11 protein-coding genes are annotated in these 18,326 nt (G+C 72.4%); 2 read left to right on the plus strand and 9 right to left on the minus strand.

What is annotated here, in order from left to right:
* Nucleotides 1–44: 44 nt before the first annotated feature.
* From doeA to ffh, 3 genes are all read right to left on the minus strand, one after another.
* Nucleotides 45–1,211: an ectoine hydrolase gene (gene doeA / locus ACEY2A_RS05100; RefSeq protein WP_374929785.1), complete on the minus strand. Its 1,167-nt coding sequence runs from the start codon at nt 1,209–1,211 to the stop codon at nt 45–47.
* On the minus strand, nt 1,208–2,467 hold the full coding sequence (locus tag ACEY2A_RS05105) for an aspartate aminotransferase family protein (protein WP_374929786.1): 1,260 nt from the start codon (nt 2,465–2,467) through the stop codon (nt 1,208–1,210). The genes doeA and ACEY2A_RS05105 overlap by 4 nt, the downstream gene beginning before the upstream one ends.
* Before the next feature lie 193 nt (nt 2,468–2,660).
* The gene (gene ffh, locus ACEY2A_RS05110) at nt 2,661–4,445 is read right to left on the minus strand and encodes a signal recognition particle protein (protein ID WP_374929787.1); all 1,785 of its coding nucleotides are present in this window, start codon (nt 4,443–4,445) and stop codon (nt 2,661–2,663) included.
* A gap of 33 nt (nt 4,446–4,478) precedes the next feature.
* Here ffh and ACEY2A_RS05115 point away from each other — a divergent pair, with 33 nt between their 5' ends.
* Complete coding sequence (locus ACEY2A_RS05115; RefSeq protein WP_374929788.1) at nt 4,479–5,204, plus strand: DeoD-type purine-nucleoside phosphorylase; 726 nt, start codon at nt 4,479–4,481, stop codon at nt 5,202–5,204.
* Nucleotides 5,205–5,540: 336 nt separating this feature from the next.
* Here ACEY2A_RS05115 and serA read toward each other — a convergent pair whose 3' ends face one another.
* Both serA and ACEY2A_RS05125 read right to left on the minus strand, forming a co-directional pair.
* The gene (gene serA / locus ACEY2A_RS05120) at nt 5,541–7,172 is read right to left on the minus strand and encodes a phosphoglycerate dehydrogenase (protein ID WP_374929789.1); all 1,632 of its coding nucleotides are present in this window, start codon (nt 7,170–7,172) and stop codon (nt 5,541–5,543) included.
* Nucleotides 7,169–8,446: a phosphoserine transaminase gene (locus ACEY2A_RS05125; RefSeq protein ID WP_374929790.1), complete on the minus strand. Its 1,278-nt coding sequence runs from the start codon at nt 8,444–8,446 to the stop codon at nt 7,169–7,171. The genes serA and ACEY2A_RS05125 overlap by 4 nt, the downstream gene beginning before the upstream one ends.
* 78 nt (nt 8,447–8,524) lie before the next feature.
* Between ACEY2A_RS05125 and serB the strand changes: the two genes are divergently transcribed.
* Entirely contained in the window at nt 8,525–9,427 is a 903-nt protein-coding gene (gene serB / locus ACEY2A_RS05130) for a phosphoserine phosphatase SerB (protein WP_374929791.1), read from the plus strand.
* A gap of 14 nt (nt 9,428–9,441) precedes the next feature.
* On the opposite strand, the gene ftsY is transcribed toward serB, so the two are convergent.
* From ftsY to ACEY2A_RS05150, 4 genes are all read right to left on the minus strand, one after another.
* Nucleotides 9,442–10,863, minus strand: coding sequence for a signal recognition particle-docking protein FtsY (gene ftsY / locus ACEY2A_RS05135; protein ID WP_374929792.1), 1,422 nt, complete (start codon nt 10,861–10,863; stop codon nt 9,442–9,444).
* Between the two features lie 19 nt (nt 10,864–10,882).
* Nucleotides 10,883–14,503, minus strand: a complete 3,621-nt coding sequence (gene smc / locus ACEY2A_RS05140; RefSeq protein ID WP_374929793.1) for a chromosome segregation protein SMC — start codon at nt 14,501–14,503, stop codon at nt 10,883–10,885.
* Between the two features lie 216 nt (nt 14,504–14,719).
* Nucleotides 14,720–16,645: an HNH endonuclease signature motif containing protein gene (locus ACEY2A_RS05145; protein WP_374929794.1), complete on the minus strand. Its 1,926-nt coding sequence runs from the start codon at nt 16,643–16,645 to the stop codon at nt 14,720–14,722.
* 251 nt (nt 16,646–16,896) lie between these two features.
* Complete coding sequence (locus ACEY2A_RS05150) at nt 16,897–18,315, minus strand: GntP family permease (RefSeq protein WP_374929795.1); 1,419 nt, start codon at nt 18,313–18,315, stop codon at nt 16,897–16,899.
* Between the last annotated feature and the right edge of the window lie 11 nt (nt 18,316–18,326).

Below are 18,326 nucleotides of genomic sequence, written 5' to 3' on the forward strand. Positions count from 1 at the left end.
GTCGCTCCTCTCAGGGGCGTGCCGATGGGTCGGTGGAGACCGGGTCAGGCCGGGTGGACGGTGAAGTCCTCCGGCAGCGTGAACAAGGACTCGCACCCGTCTGCGGTGACGGCGATGGTGTCGGAGATGCCGACGGTCTGGGTGCCGCCGACGCCCCACATCCACGGGATGATGTGGAAGGTCATCCCCTCCTCCAGCGGCCGCTCCTCGCGCTCCATCACCGAGAGGAAGTAGCCCTCGTCCCAGCTGGGCGGGAACGAGATGCCGATGGAGTAGCCCGCGCGGGTCACCAGCTGGGCGCCCACGTCGTTGGCCTCGATCAGCTCCCGGACCAGCCGGTCCACATGGCCCACGGGCACCCCCGGCTTCATCAGCGCGCGCACCTCCGCCAGGGCGTTCTTCATGGTCTCCTGGGCGGAGTGGAGCGCGTCGGTGAGCTCGCCGGTCACCGCGGTGCGCATCATCGCGGCGTGGTAGCGGCGGTAGCAGCCACCCACCTCCAGGAAGACGTGCTCCCCGGGCTGGATGGTGCGCCCCTCCCAGGTGGAGTGGCCGATCATCGAGCGCGGACCCGAGGCGATGTACGGCATCACCGCGGGGAACTCACCACCGGCGCTGAACATGGCGTGGCTCACCGCGGCGGCCACGTCGTTCTCCGTGGCGCCCGGGACCGCCGCCTGCAGCCCCGCGGCCATGCCCGCCTGACCGGCGACCGCGGCCCGGCGCATGACCTCGATCTCCACCGGCGACTTGGTGACGCGGCTCTCCTCGACCATGCCGTAGCAGTCCACCAGGTCGTGCTCCCAGGCCTCCATCAGGCGGTCCTGCTGGTAGGCCGGGAAGTAGTAGCTGTTGCGCTCGAAACCGACCCGGGCGCCGGGCGGGCCGATCTCCACGAGCACGTCCACCAGGGTCTTGATGGCGTCACCGGTGTCCGGGTAGGGCCGGGTGACCTCCACCCAGGTGCGGTGGATGACGTTGGACTCCTCCAGCTTGCGGGTCACCATGACCGGCTCGGACTCCAGCGGCACCACCAGCGCCTGGAAGAAGGAGTACCCGGTGGTCTGGTAGTCCGTCAGGTACATGATGTTGTCCGGGGCGGAGATGACCGCGACGTCCAGCTCGCGCTCGGCCATGCCCTGGCGCACCTGGGCCAGACGGCGCTCGTACTCCTCGGGCGGGAAGGTCATGTCGTCACGACGGCGCATCATCGACCCCCTGCCACGGCCTCGACGGCCTGCTCCAGCAGGTCCAGACCCTCGGCGAGGACCTCGTCCTCGATGGTCAGCGGCGGGATGAGCTTGATGACGCGCCCCTCGGTGCCGCACGGGCCGATGAGCAGACCGCGCTCGAAGCAGGCGGTCTGGACGGCCTTTGCGAACGCACCGTCCCGGGTGTCCAGAGCCTGCATCATGCCCTTGCCCCGCACCTCCCAGTCCTTGTCCGGGTGCGCCGCGGCGATGGATCGGAGCCGTTCGGCCATCACGGCGCCGCGGGCCTTCACCTGGTCCATCAGTGTGTCGTCGGTGAAGTAGTCCAGCGCCACCCGGCCGGCGGTGAAGGACAGACCCTGGCCGCGGAAGGTGCCGGTGTGGGCGCCGGGTGCCCAGTGGTCGTCCACCTCGGGCTTGTTGAGGTTCATGGCGATGGGGGTGCCGAACCCGCCCAGGCCCTTCGCCAGGGTGATGATGTCCGGGTCCAGCCCCATCCCGTCGAACGAGAAGTAGCTGCCCGTGCGGCCGATGCCGGCCTGGATGTCGTCGATGATGAACAGGGCACCCACCTCGCGGGCGAGCTCCTGCACCTCGTGCAGCCACTCGGCCGTGGCGACGTTCACACCACCTTCGGCCTGGATGGGCTCCACCAGGAAGGCCGCCGGCGGCGTGAGACCGCTCGAGACGTCGGCCAGCGCCGCGCGGTAGTCGGCCAGCGCAGTGTCCCCACCGGGCGCCGTCTCGAAGGGGAGGCGCACCACATCGGTCAACGGCACCCCCGCCCACTGGCGGAAGGCGTGGTTGGCGGTGGCCGCCAGCGAACCCAGGGTCATGCCGTGGAAGCCGTGGCTGAAGGCCACCACCTCACGGCGACCCGTGGCGCGGCGGGCGAGCTTGAGCGCGGCCTCCACGGCGTTGGATCCGGTGGGACCCATGAACTGCATGCGGTGGTCCATGCCGCGCGGGGCGAGCACCACCTCGTGGAAGCGCTCGATGAAGTCCCGCTTGGTGGTGGTGTAGGTGTCCAGCGAGTGCGCCACCCCATCGGCCTGGAGGAACTCGATCATGGCCTGCTTCATGCGGGGGTTGTTGTGCCCGAAGTTGAGCACCCCGGCCCCGCCGAAGAAGTCGATGTACCGGGTGCCGTCCTCAGCCACCTGGTGGGCGTTGGAGGCAGAGGCGAAGACCGTGGGGTAGGCGCGGCAGTAACCGCGGATCTCCGACTCGTGCTGCTCGAAGGGTGCGGTGTCCATGACAGGTACCTCGCGTTTCTCTCGGCGTCGTCGTGCCCGGAGAACCGCGTGACGTCCGTGGGCGCCGGCGCGATCTGGCCCCGGGAGATGACCCTCCCCCGCCGAGGAGCACCCCGTCAACCCCCCCCATCCACCACGAACCCCCGCCCCTGCAGGTGCAGGAACGGGGGGTCGCCGGGGGGCGGGCCCCGGGTCAGCCCTTGCCGTGGCCCCCGCCGCCGAGGAACTTCTCGAAGCCCTTGGGCAGCTGCAGGTCGCCGAGGCCCTCCTCGGTGTCCTTGGCAGGGGTGTTCCGGGCGCCCGGGTGGCCGCCGCCGCTCGCGCCATGGCCGCCGGCCTGGGAGCCGCCGCCGTGGCCGCCGGCGAGCGCGTCCAGCCCACCGAAGGCGGACTTCTTCTGCGGCTTCTCCGGCTCCTCACCGCCGCCGAACATCTCGTCCAGGCGACGCTGCTGCGCCTCCTCGGCCTTCCGCGCCTCGGCCGCCTCCTGCTGGGCACGCTTTGCGGGGTTGCCGGACTTGGCCTTGGATCGCTGGTTCTTGCCCTTCTTGCCCTTGGCACCTCCCCCGCCACCGGGGCCACCCATGCCCGGCATGCCGGGCATTCCCCCGGGCATCCCGGGCATGCCGCCGCCCTTCTTCATCTGCTTCATCATCTTCTGGGCGGCACCGAAGCGCTCCAGCAGCTGGTTCACCTCGGAGACGCTGACACCCGAACCCTTGGCGATGCGGGCCCGGCGCGAGCCGTTGATCTGCTTGGGGTGGGTCCGCTCGAACGGCGTCATGGAGCGCACCATGGCCTCGACGCGGTCGAACTCCTTCTCGTCCAGGGACTCGATCTGGGCACGCATCTGCCCCATCCCCGGCATCATGCCCAGGAGCTGCTTGAGGTTGCCCATCTTCTTGATGGCCGACATCTGCTCCAGGAAGTCGTGGAAGGTGAAGTCCTCGTCGGACATGAACTTCCGCGACATCTCCGCGGCCTGGGAGCGGTCGAAGGCCTGCTCGGCCTGCTCGATGAGGGTGAGCACGTCACCCATGTCGAGGATGCGGCTGGCCATCCGGTCGGGGTGGAAGACCTCGAAGTCCTTCACCTGCTCACCGGTGGAGGCGAACATGACGGGCTTGCCGGTCACGGAGGACACCGACAGGGCGGCACCACCCCGGGCGTCACCATCGAGCTTGGAGAGGACCACACCGGTGAAGTTGACGCCCTCGTCGAAGGCCATGGCGGTGTCGATGGCGGCCTGTCCGATCATCGCGTCGATGACGAACAGCACCTCCTCTGGGTTCACCGCGGCGCGGATGTCAGCAGCCTGCTGCATGAGGTTCTCGTCCACCGCCAGACGACCGGCGGTATCGATGATGACCACGTCGTGCTGACGGGCCTGCCCCTGGGCCACACCACGGCGGGCCACCTCCACCGGGTCGCCGAACGAACGGGTGCCCTCACCGGTGTCCAGCGCGGCGTCGTGGCCGAAGACGTTGCCCTTCTCCGGGGCGTAGACCGGCACCCCGGCGCGCTCCCCCACCACCTGGAGCTGGTTCACGGCGTTCGGTCGCTGCAGGTCACAGGCCACCAGCAGCGGGGTGTGCCCCTGCTGCTTGAGCCAGTAACCGAGCTTCCCGGCCAACGTGGTCTTTCCCGCACCCTGCAGACCGGCGAGCATGATCACCGTCGGCGGGCGCTTGGCGAAGCGGATGGTGCGCGTCTCGCCACCGAGGATGTCGACAAGCTCCTCGTTGACGATCTTCACGACCTGCTGCGCAGGGTTCAGGGCCTGGGAGACCTCGGCGCCGGTCGCACGCTCGCGCACCACGCGGGTGAACTGCTTGACGACAGGCAGCGCCACGTCGGCATCGAGCAGGGCGAGCCGGATGTCGCGGACGGTCGCGTTGACGTCGGACTCGGTGAGCTTGCCCTTGCGCTTCAGGTTGCCGAAGGTGAGGGTCAGGCGGTCGGAGAGGCTGTTGAACACCCGGCTGATTCTACGGGCTGACACAATCGGGCCATGCCGACTCCCCACATCGCTGCCGGACCCGACGACTTCGCCCCCGCCGTGCTCATGCCCGGCGACCCCAAGCGCGCCGAGCGCATCGCGCAGATGCTGATGCCGGACGCTCACCTGGTGACTGACGTGCGCGGCATGCTCGGCTTCACCGGCACCGTGGAGGTGGACGGCACCAGCCACCCGCTGAGCGTGATGGGCTCGGGCATGGGCCAGCCCAGCGCCACGATCTACGCCACCGAGCTGTTCCGCGAGTACGGCGTGCAGCGCATCATCCGCGTGGGCACCTGTGGCGGCATCGCCGAGGGCGTGCAGGTGGGTGACGTCATCATCGGCACCGGCGCGCACACGGACTCGATGATGAACCAGCACCGGGTGCCGGGCATCAACTTCTCCGCCACCGCGAGCTTCGAGCTGGCCGCCGCCGCCTGGGCCGCCCGTGACCAGGTGAGCGAGGGCACCGTGCTGGCCGGCCCCATCGTGAGCAAGGACCACTTCTACTGGACCGTGCCGGGCATGATCGACGGGCTGCGCGCCCACGGCACGCTGGGTGTGGAGATGGAGGCCGCGGCGCTGTACGGCGTGGCGAACGAGTTCGGGCGGCAGGCGCTGGCGGTGCTCACGGTGAGCGACCACCTCATCGACGGCTCCAAGGACATGAGCGCGCAGGAGCGGGAGACGCGTTTCCAGGGCGCGTTGGCCCTGGCCGTGGCGGCCGCCACCAGCTGAGCCCCGCCGCGGGGCCATCGCGCCATCGCGCCATCGCGCCAGACTCACTCCACCGCGCTATCGCGCCATCGCGCCAGACTCACTCCACCGCGCTACGACGCGGTCACGTGAGTCCCCCGCGGAAGGGGGACCAGCGCACCCCGCGCTGTGGTTACTCCACCGCGCTACAACACGGTCAAGTAAGGCCCGCGCGACACCAGCACCGGTGCGGAACTCACCCGCGCCGGCGCCACCCCCATCGCGCCAGACTCACTCCACCGCGTCACAGCACGGTCAAGTAGGTCCCGCGCGGATTGGGGGCGGGGATGGTGGGGCGGATTGGAGGCAGGGCTGGGGTCAGTGGCCTGCCAGGCGCAGGGCCACCACCTCCCGGAACAGGCCGGAGTCGCGCAGGGTCTCCACCGCATCGGCGGTGACGGGCTCGTCGAGCTCCAGCAGCGCCACCGCATCGCCACCCGGTTCGGTGCGCCCCAGCGCGAAGCTGGCGATGTTCACCCCGGCCGATGCGGCCAGCGTGCCGAGCCGACCGATCACCCCGGGCTGGTCGGAGTGGCGGGTGAACAGCATGTGCTCAGCGAGGACGGCGTCCAGCAGCACACCATCGACCTCCACCATGCGCGGACGGCCGTCCTCGAAGACCGTGCCGCGCACCAGCTGCTCCCCGGTGGCGGTGGACAGGGAGACCGACACCTCACCCTGGAAGGGGCCGCTGGCTGCCGTGCTGGCGTCCACCACCTCCACCCCCTGCTCGGCAGCCTTCACCGGCGCGGAGACGAGCGTGGTCTCCGGACTCCTTGCCCGCAGCACCCCGGCCAACGCGGCCGCGGTCACGGCACGGGCGTTGAGCTCCCGGGCCGTACCACCCAGCTGCACCGTGACCCGGTCGACGGGGTGCGGGGTGGCCTGACCCAGGAACGCCCCCAGGTCGTCCGCAAGCCGCACCCACGGGCCCAGGCCGGCGGCCTCCTCGGCCGAGACCGAGGGGGCGTTCAGGGCATGGGAGACCACCCCGTCCAGCAGCAGGTCCGCCAGCTGCTCGGCGAGCTGCACGGCGACCTTCTCCTGGGCCTCGGCCGTGGACGCCCCGAGGTGTGGGGTGCACACGACGCGCTCCAGGCCCAGCAGGGGTGAGTCGGTGGGCGGTTCCTGGTGGTACACGTCCACCGCCGCGGCCGAGACGTGGCCGGAGCGCACCGCATCGGCCAGCGCCTGCTCGTCGACCAGCGGCCCGCGGGCACAGTTGACGATGATCACCCCGGGGCGGGTGCGCGCCAGCGCCGCGGCGTCCAGCATGCCGCGGGTGGCATCGGTCAGCGGGACGTGCAGGGTGATGACCTCGCTGCGCTCCAGCAGGTCCTCCAGCGCGACCGACTCCACGCCCAGCTGGTCTGCCCGCTCGTCCGTCAGGTACGGGTCGTGGGCCAGCACGCGCATGCCCAGGCCGTGGGCGCGCTCGATCACCAACGCCCCCACGTTGCCGGCACCCACCACACCGAGTGTCTTGCCGTGCAGCTCGGTGCCCATGAAGGCCGACCGCTCCCAGCCCCCGGCGTGCGTGGAGGCGGACGCGGCCGGGATGTGGCGGGCCGCGGCCAGCATCATGGCCAGCGTGTGCTCGGCCGTGGTGACCGCGTTGCCGTAGGGGGTGTTCATCACGAGGACCCCACGGCGCGTGCACTCCTCCAGGTCGATCGTGTCGACCCCGATGCCGGCACGCCCCACCGCCTTGAGCCGCGGCGCGTGCTCGAGCAGCTCGGCGGTGACCCGCGTGGTGGAGCGCACGGCCAGGGCGTCGTACCCCGGCAGCGCGGCGGCCAGGGCCTCGGGGTCGCGGCCCAGCTCGGGACGCAGGTCGGCCTGCACCCCCCGCCGCTCCAACACGGCCAGGGCCGCCGGGGACAGGGAGTCGGAGACGAGCACCCGCGGCGCGGGCGTCGTCGGGTCGGTCTCGGAAGGACGCTCGCTCATGGGGTCTTCTCCTGGTCGCTGGGGGTGTCGGCGGGGACGTCGGTGGGGAGGTCGCGGGTGGGTGTGTCCGATGGGGTGACGCCGGCGCCGCTGCGCGCCGCGAGCTCGGTGTGGAAGGCCCACTCGACCCACGGCAGAAGGGCCGCCACGTCCTGCGTCTCGACGGTCGCGCCGCACCAGATGCGCAGTCCGGGCGGTGCGGTCCGGTAGGCCTGCACGTCGAGGGCCACCCCCTCATCGGCCAGGCGGGCGACCACGGCGGCGGCGAACTCGGCGTCACCTGCCACCTCCGGGTGTGTCCACCGCAGGCAGACCGAGGTGGTGGACCGGGTGGCGGGGTCGACAGGCAGGGGCTCCACCCAGTCGCGCTCCTCGGCGAAGGCGTAGACCAGCCCGGCGGAGCGCTCGCTGCGGGCCATCAGCTCGGGCAGGCCGATCTCACGGGCCCGGCGCATGGCGACGACCGCATCCTCCACGGCCAGCATCGAGGGGGTGTTCAGCACCGAGCCGGCGAACAGCCCCTCGTTGACCACTCCCCCGCTGGCCAGCCGCAGCGCCTTGGGCACCGGCCACGGCGGGACGTGCTCGCGCAGGCGCTCCACGGCCCGCGGGGAGAGCACCAGCATGCCGTGCGCCGCCTCACCGCCGAGCACCTTCTGCCAGGACCAGGTCACCACGTCGAGGCGGTCCCAGGGCAGGTCCATCGCGAAGACGGCCGAGGTGGCGTCGCAGATCACCAGGCCCTCGTGCTCGGCCGGGATGACCTCGGGCCCGGGCAGCCGCACCCCGGCCGTGGTGCCGTTCCAGGTGAGCACCACGTCGTGCGAGAAGTCCACCTCGCCCAGGTCCGGCAGGTGGCCGTGCTCGGCCACGTGTGCGCGGGCCTCCACCGGCAGCTGGTCGCGCAGGTCGGTCACCCAGTCGGCACCGAAGGAGTCCCAGGCCAGGACCTCCACCGGGCGGGGGCCCACCAGGTTCCACAGGGCCATCTCCACCGCGCCGGTGTCGCTCGCGGGGACGATGGCCACCCGGTGGTCCTCCGGGATGCCGAGCACCTCCCGGCTCAGGTCCAGCACCTCGCGGATGCGGGCGACCGCCTCGGCGCTGCGGTGGGACCGCCCGACGACCGCCCCGGACAGGTCCTGCAGGGACCAGCCGGTGAACTTGGTGGTGGGGCCACTGGAGAAGCACGTGTCGGCAGGGCGCTCGGCAGGACGCTCGGTGGGGCGCAACACGCCCTGGGGCGCGTGCTCGGCGGGAACTGGGCTGGTCATGGCTCTCCTCTCCGGGAACCTCGAGGTGACCTCGACCGGGCCACCGCGGGAACCTCCCTCCCATTATCGTGCGGTGCCATGGACACCGGTGCCACGCCCCCCGGCTCGCCCGGTCGCTGGACGGTCACGGTGATGACCGCCGCCGCCCGGCGGTCTCCCTTGGCCGATGCCGCCCGCGCCCTGGACGCTCCGGCCGATGCCCGGGTGGCCGGCGAGGGGGCCTGTCTGCAGTGGCCCCTCCCCGCATCGATGGCGCCCGGGATGCGGCAGCGGGCCGCGGCCTGGCGGGAGCACGGGGTGGACCTCGTGGTCCTGCCCGGCGACCCCACACCCCGACGGCTGCTGGTGGCGGACATGGACTCGACCATGATCGGCCAGGAGTGCCTCGACGAGCTCGCGGAGGTATGGGGCGTGGGCGCGAGGGTGCGCCAGGTCACCGAGCGCGCCATGGCCGGCGAGCTCGACTTCGCCGCCGCCCTGCACGAGCGGGTCGCCCTGCTGGCGGGCGCCCCCGCATCGTTGGTCGATGAGGTGCTGCACGCCCGCATCCGCCCGGCGGCGGGTGCGCAGCAGCTGGTGGCGGGCATGCGGCGCGCCGGGGCGCGGTGCGTGCTGGTCTCCGGGGGATTCACCGCCTTCAGTGGGCCCGTGGCCGCGCAGCTGGACATGGACGCCCACCACGCAAACGTGCTGGAGGTGCGCGACGGGCTCCTCACGGGCCGCGTGGTCCCCCCGGTGCTCGGGCAGGAGGCGAAGGTGGAGCGCCTCGAGCGGGAGCGCGGCACCGCCGGGCTGGCGGCGTGGCAGGTGGTGGCCGTCGGCGACGGGGCCAACGACCTGGGGATGCTGCGCGCTGCCGGCCTGGCGGTGGCCCTCCACGCCAAGCCCGCCGTGGCCGATGAGGTGGAGCGCTGGGAGCACGGCGCCCGCATCGACCATGCGGACGCGAGCGCCGTGCTCTGGCTGCAGGGCCTGGGCTGACCGCGCGCTGCCGGTCAGTCCAGCAGCGCGTCCACGAAGTCGGTGGCCACGAAGGGCGCCAGGTCGTCGGCGCCCTCCCCCAGGCCCACCAGCTTCACCGGCACACCCAGCGCCCGCTGCACCGCCACCACGATGCCGCCGCGCGCCGTGCCGTCCATCTTGGTCAGCACGATGCCGGTGACGTCCACCGCCTGGCTGAACACCTCGGCCTGCTTCATGCCGTTCTGGCCGGTGGTGGCGTCCAGCACCAGCAGCACCTCGTCGATCTGGCTGCGCTTCTCCACCACGCGCTTCACCTTGGCGAGCTCGTCCATGAGCCCGGCCTTGTTGTGCAGGCGCCCGGCGGTGTCCAGCAGCACGACGTCGGCCTCGGACTCCAGGCCCTCGCGCACCGCATCGAAGGCCACCGATGCGGGGTCGGCGCCCTCGGTCTCGCTGCGCACCGTCCGCACGCCCACGCGCTCACCCCAGGTCTGCAGCTGGTCGGCGGCGGCGGCACGGAAGGTGTCGGCGGCGCCCAGCACCACGTCCTTGTCCTCGGCCACCAGCACGCGCGCGATCTTGCCCACGGTGGTGGTCTTGCCAGTGCCGTTCACGCCCACGACCAGCACCACCGAGGGGCGGCCGTTCTGGCGGGTGGCGGCGATGCCGCGCTCCATGGTCGGATCCACCAGGCGCACCAGCTCCTCACGCAGCCAGCCGCGGACCAGCTCGGGGTCGGTGGTGTTCTCCACCTGCACCCGCTTGCGCAGGTTGTCCACCAGCTCGGTGGTGGCCTCCACGCCGAGGTCGCTGGCCAGCAGCGTGTCCTCGACCTCCTCCCAGGCCTCCTCGTCCAGGTCGCCGGAGCTCAGGAGCTTCAGCAGCGCCTGACCGACCGCGTTGTTGGAGCGCGAGAGCCGGGCGCGCAGACGCACCAGGCGGCCGTCCGCACTGGGCGGCGCCTCGATGGTGGTGGGCGCGTCCGCCGGGTCGGTCGTCCCGGGAGCCGTGTCCGGAGTGGTAGTGTCGGTGGGCGCGGCGTCCGCCTGAGGGGACTGCGTCCGGTCGGAGATGTCCGTCCGGTCGGCGACGTCGGTGTCGCCTCCCACCGGCATCGGCGGGATGGTGTGGCGCTCCTTGAGGTGCGTGGGCCCCTCATCGACCGTCGGCTTCTCGACCCCCGGGCCCGCCGTGGTCGTGTCCACCGGCTCGGTGCGCCGGTTGAAGTCCATGGCCGCGCCCTTGGCACGCTCCCCGTACGTGGACTTCTTGGCCGGGGTGTGCTCGATCGGCGGCCGGGTGGTGGTGCGCGGCTCCGGCTCGGGCGGCGCCTCGGTGGTGCTTCCGCCGCCGGCCTTGGCGCGCAGCCACGCCCACGTCCCGCCGCCCAGGAGGCCCAGCGTCAGACCGCCGGCGACGAGCTGTTCTGTCAGGGTGTCGAGAAATTCAGGCACGTCGGCAGTCTGTCACGCGTCACGCCCGGGGCAGCGCTGAGTCCTTGAGCCGCTGGCTGACGACCTGGCTGATGCCGTCGCCCTTCATGGAGACGCCGTAGAGCGCGTCGGCCACCTCCATCGTGCGCTTCTGGTGGGTGATGACGATGAGCTGGCTGGAGTCGCGCAGCTCCTCGAAGAGCTGGATGAGACGGCCCAGGTTGGTGTCGTCCAGCGCCGCCTCCACCTCATCCATGATGTAGAAGGGCGACGGGCGGGCCTTGAAGATGCTCACCAGCAGCGCCACCGCGGTCAGTGAGCGTTCCCCGCCAGAGAGCAGCGAGAGCCGCTTGACCTTCTTGCCCGGCGGGCGCGCCTGCACCTCGATGCCGGTGGTCAGCATGTCCTCGGGGTCGGTGAGCTCCAGGCGCCCCTCACCCCCGGGGAACAGCCGCGAGAACACGCCCTCGAACTCTCGCGCGGTGTCCTCGTAGGCCTCCACGAACGCGGTGCGCACCCGCTCGTCCACCTCCGCCACCAGCTCCAGCAGCGCCTCCTTGGAGGAGACCAGGTCGTCCAGCTGGCCCGCGAGGAACTGGTGGCGCTCCTCCATGGCCGCGTACTCCTCCAGCGCCAGCGGGTTCACTGCGCCCAGCGCCTTGAGGTCCCGCTCGGCGCGGCGCAGCCGCTTGGCCTGCTCGTCGCGCACGAACGGCACGGTCGCCGGGTTGTCCTCCTCGTCGCGGGTCTGCTCTCCGTCGTCGTCGAGCACAGGCACCTCGTTCTCGGGGCCGTACTCGGCCACGAGTGTCTCGGCCTCCATGCCGAGCTCCTCGGTGGCGCGCTGCTGCAGCGCCTCCACACGCAGGCGCATCTCCGCGCGGGCCACCTCGTCGCGGTGCACCGCATCGGTCAGCTCCCGCACCCGTTCGGTGAGCTCAGCGATGCGGGTGCGGCGGGCCGCGAGCTCGGCGCGCACCTCGGCGCGGCCCACCTCGGCACCCTGTCGGCCGGCCTCGGCCTCCTGCTGGGTCGCCTCCAGCCGCGCCACGAGGTCCTGCGCGCGCTCGGCGATGGACCGTGCGTGCTCCGCGGCCCGCCGCCGCTGGGCGGCACGCCGCGCAGCGTCCTGTCGGGCCAGCACCTCGTTGCGGGCCTGCGCGGCCAGCGCGTCACCGCGGCCGGAGATGGCCTTCAGCCGCTCCGCAGCCGTCCGAGCAGCCAGCCGTGCCTCGGTCTCGTGCGCGCGCGCCTGAGCAGCGGCCGTGGCCAGCCGGTCGCGCTCGGCGGTGTCGTCCGCGGCGTCCGGGGCCTGGGCGTCCTCCTCCCGCGCCGTGGCCAGCCGGGCCTCGAGGGCCTCCAGGTCCGCCCGGTCGGCCTCGGCCTCGTTCCGCCGGGTCGCGAGGCGCCCGGTGGCGTTCTCGATGGCGGAGCGCGCCGCCCGCTCCGCCTGCGCCGCCTGGGCAAGGTCTTCGGCCACGGCGGCCATCCGCGCATCGGACTCGTGCAGTGCGGCCAGCGCCGCATCGGCTGCCGGGCGGGCGCGGTCCAGCGCCTCCTGCGCAGCGTCGCGTGCGGCCTCGGCCGCGGTGACCTCCTGGCGGGACTGCTCCAGCTCGGCCACGGCGCGGTCGTGGTCGGCCGCCACCTCCACCGAGGAGGGGCCGGTCGAGGAGCCCCCGGTCACCCGGTGCCGGGTCCACAGCTCACCGGTGCTGGTGGCCACGGCCCGCACCTCCGGCACCGCCTCCAGCACGGCCCGGGCGGCCTCGGCGTCCGGCGCGAGGGCCACGCCCTGCAGCGCCTCGGCCACCGCACCGGCCAGCGCCGGGGAGACGCGCACCACGCCGGATGCCCAGACGGCGTCGCCCGGGAGCGCACCCGGACCACGCTCGTCGGCGACGGACAGCGCAACGGGCTCCCCCGCATCGGACCCGGAGGAGAGCACCAACGTGGCCTGGCCCGCCTCCTGCGCGGCCAGGTGCTCCAGCGCGGCCGTGGCCGCTCCGCGGCCCTCGACGACCAGCGCGGTGGCAACGGGCCCCAGGGCGACGGCCAGCGCAGCCTCGTGCCCCGCATCGACCTGCAGGTGGTCGGTCAGGTCACCCAGCACACCGGCGGGCGCGCCCTCGGCCACGAGCGTCGCCGAGCCGTCACGGCGCTGCAGGGCCACGGCCAGGCCCTCCACGCGGGCGGTGAGGCGCTGGGTGCGCTGCTGCGCGGTGTTCAGCCGGTTGCGCGCCTGCTCCAGCTCGGCCGCGGCGGCGTCCACGGCCGCCTGCGCCTCCTCGTGGGCGGCGTCCAGACCGGCCTCCCCGGACTCCGCCTCGTCCATGCCGCCCTCGAGCTCCGCCAGCCGAGCGCGTGCCTGCTGCGCCTGCTCCTCGCCGGCGGCGATGTCGGCCTCCAGCCGCTCGATCTCCGTCTGTGCCGAGGCCACGCGGGACCGGCGCACCTCCACCTGCCCGGCCAGCGTGGCCAGCCCCTCCCGGCGGTCAGCCGCGGCCTTCGCGAGGCGCTCCAACCGCTGCGCCTCGGCGGCGTGCGCGGCCTCGGCCTCCTCGCGGGCGGTGGTCGCCTGCGCGAGGTCTGCCTCGGTGGACTCGATGCGGGCGGCCTCGTCGGCCTCCTGCTGCTTCAGTTCCGCAGCCTGGGCCTGCAGCTGCTCGGGGTCACGGCCGGTGCGGCTGCGCTGCTCGGACTCGGTGGCGTCACGCTCGGCGAGGGTCGCGCGCTCGGCGGCCAGGCGGCCGGCGGCACGGGTGCGCTCGATGAGGGTGCCGGTGGTGAACCACAGCGTGCGGAAGGCGTCGTGGCGCTCGTCCGCGGCGGCCACGGCCTGCTCGAGCTCGCCCACCCCCTGGGTCGCGGCGGCCAGCGCCTGTTCGGCCTCCTCGCGCCGGGCCTGGGCAGCCCGTTCGTCCGCGAGGTCCGCGCTGAGGGCCGCCTGCTGCTGCACGAGGTCGTCGGCCAGCAGTCGGGCCCGGGCGTCCCGGACGGTGATGTGGATGACCGCCGCCCGGCGCGCCGTGGCCGCCTGCCGGCCCAGCGGGCCGAGCTGGCGGCGGATCTCCGCCGTCAGGTCACGCACCCGGGCGAGGTCGCCCTCCATCGAGTCCAGCTTGCGGAGCGCCTTCTCCTTGCGGCGGCGGTGCTTGAGCACCCCGGCGGCCTCTTCGATGAAGCCGCGTCGCTCCTCGGGGGTGGCGCGGAGCACCGCATCGAGCTGCCCCTGCCCCACGATGACGTGCATCTCCCGCCCGATGCCGGAGTCGCTGAGCAGCTCCTGCACGTCCAGCAGGCGGCAGGGGGTGCCGTTGATGGCGTACTCCGAGCCGCCGCTGCGGAACATGGTGCGGCTGATGGTGACCTCGGAGTAGTCGATCGGCAGGGCGCCGTCGGTGTTGTCGATGGTCATGGCCACCTCGGCGCGGCCCAACGGCGCGCGGCCGGAGGTGCCGGCGAAGATGACGTCCTCCATCTTGCCGCCGCGCAGCGACTTGGCGCCCTGTTCCCCCATCACCCAGGCCAGCGCGTCCACGACGTTCGACTTGCCCGAGCCGTTCGGGCCCACGATGCAGGTGATGCCCGGCTCCAGCTGCATCGTCGTGGACGAGGCGAACGACTTGAACCCCTTGAGGGTCAGGGACGTCACGTACACGGTGGAGGGTTTCCTGTCGGCCGGGGACCTGGGGACGGCGGGGCCGTCTGCCGCGCCATCCTACGAAAGGTGGCGTGGGGTGGGCCGTGTCGACGCCGGCGTCGGCGGCGACGACGACAGCGTCGGCATCGGCGACGACGGCGGCGGGCACGTTCCGGGCTGGGCACGTCCCGGGCGGCGGCGGGACCGGCAGCGCTCTGGACCCGCTGTGACTGGTCAGGCCTCGCGGTAGTCGTGGGGTTGGGTGGTGTGGGTCTGGCCGAGGAGGGTGGTCCAGTGGACGGTGCCGTCGTCGGTGATGGTGGCGTGCCAGCCGCGTGTGGTCTTACGGGTGTGGCCGCGGCGGGAGAGGCACTGCAGGTTCCCCGGGGTGGTGGGCCCGCCCTCGTCGAAGGGGATCACGTGGTCGAGCTCGCACTGCTGGGCGCTGACCCCGGAGCCGGGGTCGCGGGCGATGCCGTCCCGGGCGCGGACGAACCGGGCCACCGACGCCGTCGGCCGATACGTGTACGGCGAGACACTCACCGCGTGGCCGGTGGTCGGGTCGGCGACCAGGCGCTGCCACACCGACCCCTCCCGGGTCGCCACGGCACGGACATGCTCGGGGTCGAGATACCCGAACCCAGGCATCCACCCCAACGCCACACCCCGCAACCCCCGGTGGGCACCCCCGTCACCGGGGGTGTCCATCACATCTGCTGTCTGAGTGGTCGGTGGTCGCTGGCCGGGCGGTTCATCACCCGGAGGACTGCCGCCCGGAGGGCTATCACTGCCCGGAGGACTCGAACCATCCGGTCGGCCGCTTCCCGGTGGGCTAGGGCTGCCCGGTGGGCCGGTAGTGGGCACACTGGTCCCGTTGGTCGGGGTGGCAGCGTTTTCGAGCAGGACATCCAAGCCCACGACGACCGTCACACGTGCCGGGGGTAGGGCCGGGTCACCCACCTGGGGCACGGGGAACCAGTCATCCGACACGGTCCCGCAGGACGTGCACACCGGCGGCGCCGACAGCTCAGGAGACCCGGGCCCGGAGCCCACCGGGGCTGGGGGCCGCGTGCCCACACCGGTGCCGGTGTTCGTGGTCGCCCGGGCCGGGATCTGCGGCTCGTTGGTCGGGGTGGGCAGTGAGGGCTGGGTGAACGCGTCACCTGCCAGGCCGCCACTGCCGTCGCCAGCGGCGCTGCCGGGCTGGGTGAACGCGTCACCTGCCAGGCCGCCACTGCCATGAATGGCCGCCTCACCGGCGGTGCCGTTGCTGGGTGTGTTGCCGGGCTTGGTCGTGGGACTCGCGTGCTGGGGGTTGGTGCAGGTGCCGGGGAGCTGGCCGACCAGGAGCAGGTCGAGGTGGATGTCCGACCGCAACTGGGACAGGGTCCGCTGATCACCCGCAGCCTTCGCGCGGCGGGCCGCAGCGTCCAACCGGCCCCACGCAGCAGCCACCCGGGTGGCCTCACCCACCACCGTCAGCGACCCGGTCCCGTCATCACCCGCATGGGTCCACGACCCACGACCTTCGATCGCCTCGACCATCCGCTCCCGGGCCGCCTGCCGGTCGGCCGCCTCGACCTTCCGGATCCTGCGGCGCAACAACTCACGGAACGACGCAGCAGTCCGCGGCGACCCATCAGCTGCCCTGGTGAGGACGTCCTGCCCGATCGCGACCGCATCATCAGTCTTCAAGTGCTTGGTGTCAGCGAACCAGGTCAACACCCGCGACAGGGAGGCACGACCCTCCACCAGGGCTTCCCGCCCACACTCGACGCGTTCAGGATCGGAGGCGGCCAGGTTCACCAGGTGCCCGATCCGCCCAGCAGCCTCACCGGTGGCCGCGACGACCTCCTCAGTCACGATCACCGGCGCATCACACGGACGCAGGATCCCCGGCTCACCCTCATCCACACGCTGCTGCAAGTGAGCCACCGTGTGCGCGTACACCCGCCCGACCGCATCCATCAGCGCCACGTCCGCGGTCCGGGCGGACTCCACCGCCGACACGGCCTCACCCAGCGCCGCTTCGGCACGTTCCCACGCACCCTTCGCACGACCACCACAGGGCTTGTCTGCGGGTCTGGACGTGCCGCTGGACCGCTGCCCACCCGCACGGGACATGGGGCCCTGCCCCGTGTCGAACGACTCCTGCCGCATGCCCCCACCCCCTCAGATGGTCACCACGTGTTCAACTCACTGTCCGACACCCCGTCGAACTGATGTCCCCACACTAAACGAGACCACCGACAACCTCCCCCGGACGGCCAAACCCTGTGGACAACCGGCCAATCCCCCCTGGCCGGACCTCGCAGCAGTCCCCCCAGTGGCGTCCAGTCACAACCCGCCAGACACCACGGCCCCGCCACAGATGTGTTCCGTGGCGGGGCCGCAGCAGACGACAAGACGCCTCAGGCGATGGCACCGCCCACGGACCACAACGCCAGGGCCACACCGAAGGCCACCAGGCCCAGGGTGGTCTCCATGACCGTCCAGGTGCGCAGGGTGGTCTTGGTGTCCATCTCGAAGAAGCGACCCACCAGCCAGAAGCCGGAGTCGTTCACGTGCGAGAGCACCGTGGCACCGGCCGCGATGGCGATGACCAGGGCCACCAGCTGCACGTCACCGAGCGATGCGGCTCCCACGGCCGCCGAGAGCAGGCCGGCCGTGGTGGTCAGGGCCACCGTGGCCGAACCCTGCGCCACGCGCAGCAGGGTGGAGATGAGGAAGGCCTGCAGGATGAGGCTGATGCCCAGCCCGCCGAGCGAGTCGGTGAGGGCCTCGCCGATGCCGCTGGCGCGCAGCACGCCACCGAACATGCCACCGGCACCGGTGATGAGGATGATGGAGCAGATGGGGGCCAGCGCGTCGTCCAGGAGCTTCTGCAGCCCGTCCTTGCCGCCGCCCACACGGATGAGCAGGATGGCCGCCAGCAGCGTGATCAGCAGGGCGATGGGAGTGTCGCCCAGGAAGGTCAGCACACCGGCCAGGGCGTTGTCCTCGGCCACACGGCCGTCGGAGATGAGGGTGTTCGAGACCGTCTTGCCGGCGATGAGCAGCATCGGCAGCAGCAGCAGGCCCAGCACCAGGCCGAACCCGGGCGTGCGGCCCGCGGTGCCGGCCTCGCGCTCGGCGTCGGTCAGACCGTCACGGCCCCGCTCCTCACCCAGCAGCAGCGAGGGCAGCGGGATGTCGAAGCGGCGGCCCAGCCACTTGCTCACCAGGTACACACCGAGGTACCAGGAGATCACCGCGGCGACGGTGCCCAGCAGCAGGGTGAGGCCGATGTCGGCCGAGAACTCCGTGGCAGCAGCCACCGGGCCGGGGTGCGGCGGCACCAGGGCGTGCATGGCCGCGAAGGCACCGGCCGCCGGGATGGCGTAGTAGAGCACCGAGCCGCCGAAGCGACGCGCCACGGCCAGGATGATGGGCAGGAAGACGACGAGCCCCGCATCGAAGAAGATGGGGAAGCCGAAGAGCAGGGCGGCGACACCGAGCGCGAACGGGGCACGCTTCTCCCCGAAGCGGGAGATCAGCGAGTCCGCGAGCACCTGGGCGCCGCCGGAGACCTCGAGGATGCGGCCGAGCATGACGCCGAAGCCGACCAGCAGCGCCACACTGCCGAGCGTGCTGGAGAAGCCCGAGGACAGGGCGGCGGGCACGTCCGCGACGGGGATGCCGGCCACCAGCGCGGTGAGCGCACTGACCAGCACCAGCGCCACGAAGGCGTGGAGGCGGAAGTGAATGATGAGGGTGAGCAGCACGGCGATGGCGCCGGCTGCGATGAGCAGCAGGGTGCCTGAGCCGTAGGCAGGTGTGATGGGGTCCATGGGGCGCAGTG

This window comes from Kytococcus sedentarius (assembly GCF_041937525.1).
GTDB lineage: Bacteria > Actinomycetota > Actinomycetes > Actinomycetales > Dermatophilaceae > Kytococcus > Kytococcus sedentarius_A.